Raw genomic sequence first — 4,549 nt, 5'->3', positions numbered from 1 at the left:
CTTCCGGGCCCCGGGCGAGCCGACCTCTTCGAGAACTCGACGTTGGCCTTGTAGTAGTCGGCCCACTCCTCGGGGAGGTCGTCCTCGTAGTAGATCGCCTCCACCGGGCAGACCGGCTCGCACGCTCCGCAGTCGACGCATTCGTCGGGGTGGATGTACAGCGAGCGGTCGCCCTCGTAGATGCAGTCGACCGGGCACTCGTCGATGCAGGCGCGGTCCTTGACGTCCACACAGGGCTGAGCGATCACGTACGTCACGGGTCGAGTCTACTCACGGCCCTGGGCAGGTCCGGACAGCCGGGCGTCGCCGCGAGTGGGACGACGGGTGTCGCCGAAGTCCGGCCAGACGAGGACGACGAACGCCACCGCGGTCGGCGCGATCATCCACACGTAGCCCGCGGTGTTCGCGAGGACGAGCTGGAGGAGGAACGTCGTGGCGATCGCGATGCCGAGCCAGGCCGCCACGACGAGCACCCGCGACCGGGACAGCAGTCGGAGTCCGGCGAGCAGCCCGACCACGACGAGCGTCGGCAGGAACGCCCCGATCGGGAACGTGCCGATGGTCTGCTGGTGCGTGACGGAGCCGAGGCCTCCCGCGACGAGTCCGAGCACGAACGACACGACGACCGCGGTGGCCTTGCCCTGCGGGGTGAACTCCGCGAAGGTCTGCGGCGTCGGCGGCACCGGGTCCGCGTCGTGTCGGAAGGCCTCGACCGCCGGGGCGACCTGCCGCTCACCGTGCGGCATCACCCACGACAGCGCGGTCGGGTCGGCGGGGTCGACCGGGTCGACCGTCAGCTGCGACCGGTACTGCTCGAGGGCGGCGCGGACCCTGGCCCGGACCGGCGCGACGTCGACGGTGAGGTCGGCGAGCCCGGAGTCCGGGTCGACGATCATCGAGAACGGGACCTCCTCGGCCTTCGCGGCGTACCGGGCCGCGTGGTGCACCCGCACGTGGTCCGGGTGCCCGTAGCCGCCGTCGTCCGCGTAGCTGACCACGGCGTCCGCCATCGTCGAACGGATCGCGGCGCGGACGTCGTCCACGACCTCGCCGAGGTCGGCCATCGTGAGCGAGTCCGCCGGGGCGTCGTCGGCGGCCGTCGCACGACCGTCCGGTCCCCACTGCATCCCCGAGTCGGCGTACCGACGCTCGGGCAGGTCGGTCGGGCGCGCTCCCGGTCCCCCGAGCCAGAGGTGCGCCGGAGAGCCGAGCGCGGCCAGGGCCGCTGCGATCTCGCCCTCGCGGTGGGCGGCGACGCGGGGGCCGTCGCCTTCGAGCGGCGCGAGCTCGGGAGTGAGCATCGCGCCCCGCTCGCCGCGGGTCGCCGTGAGGACGGTGACCTCGGCGCCGAGCTCGAGCAGGGTGGCGATCGTCCCGCCCGACACGAGGGTCTCGTCGTCGGGGTGGGCGTGCACGAACAGGACGCGCTCTGGGCGGGTGACGGGGGCCTCGGACATCGGGGACCAGCGTACGGGAACGCCCTAGCGCGGGGTCACGATGTAGGTCGCGGTGACCCCGGCGTCGGTCTTCGCGACGGTCAGGACGACGCGGTACCCGTCGCTCCGGAACAGGCCGAACGCGCTCGTCGAGTCCGCCCGCTGCACTGACTCGGTGTACCCGGCACCGGTCAGGGCGTCGGCCGCGGCCTGGAACCCGTCGACCGACCCGACCCGGACCTGGGCGACCCAGCCGGAGCCGTCCGGACCCGCTCCTCCGCCGAGGACCGTGCCGTCGACGAGCGGGACGTCCGTCGTCGGGAACCCGTCCGGGAGTTGCCCGTCCGAGGTCACCTTCGCTCCCTTGAGCGCCGTGTCCAGCGCGCCGTCGATGCCCCCGGCGACCGAGGCCATGCCGTCCTGGATCGCCTTGCCGTCGATGCCCTTGACGGTCTCGGACACGCCCGACGCGACGCTCGACCCGAAGTCGGTGGCCTGCTTGACGGACTCGGACGAGCAGCCGCTCAGCCCGGCGAGGGCGATGCCGGCGGCGACGGCGGCGATCAGGGTGCGGGTCGGGGTACGCATGCGCAGCACCATAGATGGTCCGACGGGAGGCCCGGCGCGTGTTCGCTGTGAACCTCCCGTCCGGCGGCGGTCAGGCCAGGTACGCGCGCGCCGCGGCCACCGCCGCGTCGACGCCGACCGGGATCGCCGTCTCGGCCTGGGGTGCGTAGAACGGCGAGTGGTTGCTCGGGATGTCCCGGCCGGTGCGGAACAGCTCCGGGTCGGTGATGCCGGTGAACCAGTAGACGATCGGCACGCCCGCAGCGGTGGCCAGCTGGCCGACGTCCTCGGACGCCATGGCGAGGCCGGACTCGAGGTCGATCGCGTTCGGCACCGCGGCACCGACGGCCGCGAGGACCTTCGCCGCCTGCTCCGGGTCGTTCACGAGCACGTCCGCTCCCGGCGAGCGCTCGATGGTCGGCGCCGGGAGGCCGCCCGCCTCGCTCTCGGCGCGGACGATCCGCTCGATCGAGCTGATGATCCGGGCGCGGGTCTCCTCGTTCCGGGCGCGCGTCGAGATCTCGATGACCGCCTGGTCCGGGATGATGTTGGCGCGGGTCCCGGAGTGGAACGAGCCCACGGTGACGACGCCGGCGTCGCTCGGTGCGACCTCGCGCGCGACGACCGTCTGCAGCCGCACCACCGCGGATGCGGCGGTGACGATCGGGTCGAGGGACGCCTGCGGTGCCGAGCCGTGCGCCCCGCGGCCGGTGAACGTCACGGTCAGCCGGTCGCTCGACGCCATGACCGGCCCGGAGCCGACCGCGACGGTGCCGACCGGTGCGGGTGCGGAGTGCTGACCGAGGACGACGTCGGGCTGCGGGAAGCGCTCGACGAGCCCGTCGTCGATCATCGCGCGGGCTCCGGAGATGACCTCCTCCGCCGGCTGGAACACCGCGACGACCGTGCCGTGCCACTCGTCGGTCGTCGCGACGAGGCGTTCGAGCGTGCCGAGCAGCCACGTGACGTGGATGTCGTGGCCGCAGGCGTGCATCGTCGCCACGGTGGCGCCCGACTCGTCCTGGCCGGTGTGCTCGCTCGCGTACGGCAGCCCGGTGCGCTCCTGCACGGGCAGCCCGTCCATGTCGGCGCGGAGCCAGATGGTCGGTCCCTCGCCGTTCGTCAGGACCGCGACGACGCCCGTGCCGCCGACGCCCGTCGTGACCGCGACACCGGACAGCTCCGCGAGCCGCTCGGCGATCACCCCCGCCGTCCGGGTCTCCTGGAAGCCGAGCTCCGGGTGTGCGTGCAGGTCCTGGTAGATGGCAAGCAGATCGAACGTCACCCGTCCACCGTACAACCGAGCCGTGGGACGCCGACGGCCCGGCCACCTCGACGGGGTGACCGGGCCGACGGACGGAGGACGGGCCTCCAGGCTGATGCTGACCCGACGCTCCAACGCGACGGGCCTACGCGACGTGCCTACGCATCCTGGCGCTTGAGGCGGGCGTACGCGCGCTGGCGGGCCTGCGCGTCCAGCTCGACCTTGCGGATGCGGACGGCGTCCGGCGTGACCTCGACGCACTCGTCCTCGCGGGCGAACTCGAGGCACTCCTCGAGCGACAGCTGCCGCGACGGGGTCATCGACTCGAAGGTGTCGGCCGTCGACGAACGCATGTTCGTCAGCTTCTTCTCCTTCGTGATGTTCACGTCCATGTCGTCGGCGCGCGAGTTCTCGCCGATGACCATGCCCTCGTAGACCTCCTCCGTCGGGTTGACGAAGAACGTCATCCGCTCCTGGAGGTTCGTGATGGCGAACGGCGTGACGACACCGGAACGGTCGGACACGATGGAGCCGTTGATGCGGGTCTGGATCGGGCCGGCCCACTCGCCGTAGCCGTGCGAGATCGCGTTCGCGATGCCGGTGCCGCGGGTCTCGGTGAGGAACGAGGTGCGGAAGCCGATGAGGCCGCGCGACGGCACGATGAACTCCATGCGGATCCACCCGGTGCCGTGGTTCACCATGTTCTCCATGCGGCCCTTGCGGGCGGCCATGAGCTGGGTGATGGCACCGAGGTGCTCTTCCGGCGTGTCGATCGTCATGTGCTCGTACGGCTCGAGGAGCTTGCCGTTCTCGTCGCGCTTGGTGACGACCTGCGGCTTGCCGACCGTGAGCTCGTAGCCTTCACGACGCATCTGCTCGACGAGGATGGCGAGCGCCAGCTCACCGCGGCCCTGGACCTCCCACGCATCCGGGCGGCCGATGTCCTGGACCTTGAGCGAGACGTTGCCGACGAGCTCGCGGTCGAGGCGGTCCTTGACCATGCGCGCGGTGAGCTTGTGGCCCTTGACCTTGCCGACGAGCGGGCTGGTGTTCGTGCCGATCGTCATCGAGATCGCCGGGTCGTCGACCGTGATGGTCGGCAGCGGGCGGACGTCCTCGGGGTCGGTCAGCGTCTCGCCGATGGTGATGTCCTCGAAGCCGGCGACGGCGACGATGTCACCGGGGTCCCGCGGACTCGGCCGGGTAGCGGTCGAGGGCCTTCGTGATGAGCAGCTCGGTGATGCGGGCGGTCTGGGACGAGCCGTCGTGCTTGACCCACGCG

At 71.9% G+C, this 4,549-nt stretch carries 3 protein-coding genes and 3 pseudogenes; all 6 read right to left on the bottom strand.

Annotation, left to right across the window (positions count from 1 at the left end; translation table 11 throughout):
- Window positions 1-257, bottom strand: a pseudogene (gene fdxA / locus I59_RS17830) (ferredoxin); the annotation flags it as partial.
- A 122-nt stretch (window positions 258-379) separates the two neighbouring features.
- A complete protein-coding gene (locus I59_RS23965; protein ID WP_372379358.1) occupies window positions 380-736 on the bottom strand; it encodes a hypothetical protein in 357 nt (118 codons plus the stop codon).
- Window positions 737-935: 199 nt separating this feature from the next.
- Window positions 936-1,457: pseudogene (locus I59_RS23960) on the bottom strand (PIG-L family deacetylase); the annotation flags it as partial.
- Between the two features lie 24 nt (window positions 1,458-1,481).
- The gene (locus I59_RS17820; RefSeq protein WP_148286308.1) at window positions 1,482-2,024 is read right to left on the bottom strand and encodes a hypothetical protein; all 543 of its coding nucleotides are present in this window, start codon (window positions 2,022-2,024) and stop codon (window positions 1,482-1,484) included.
- 70 nt (window positions 2,025-2,094) lie between these two features.
- Entirely contained in the window at window positions 2,095-3,288 is a 1,194-nt protein-coding gene (locus I59_RS17815; protein ID WP_022905033.1) for an amidohydrolase, read from the bottom strand.
- A 137-nt stretch (window positions 3,289-3,425) separates the two neighbouring features.
- Window positions 3,426-4,549, bottom strand: a pseudogene (locus I59_RS20410) (translational GTPase TypA); the annotation flags it as partial.

This window comes from Curtobacterium sp. B8 (assembly GCF_000333315.1).
GTDB lineage: Bacteria > Actinomycetota > Actinomycetes > Actinomycetales > Microbacteriaceae > Curtobacterium > Curtobacterium luteum.
Note: the sequence above shows the minus strand (reverse complement) of the source record. Positions and strands in the feature narration are given on the sequence as shown.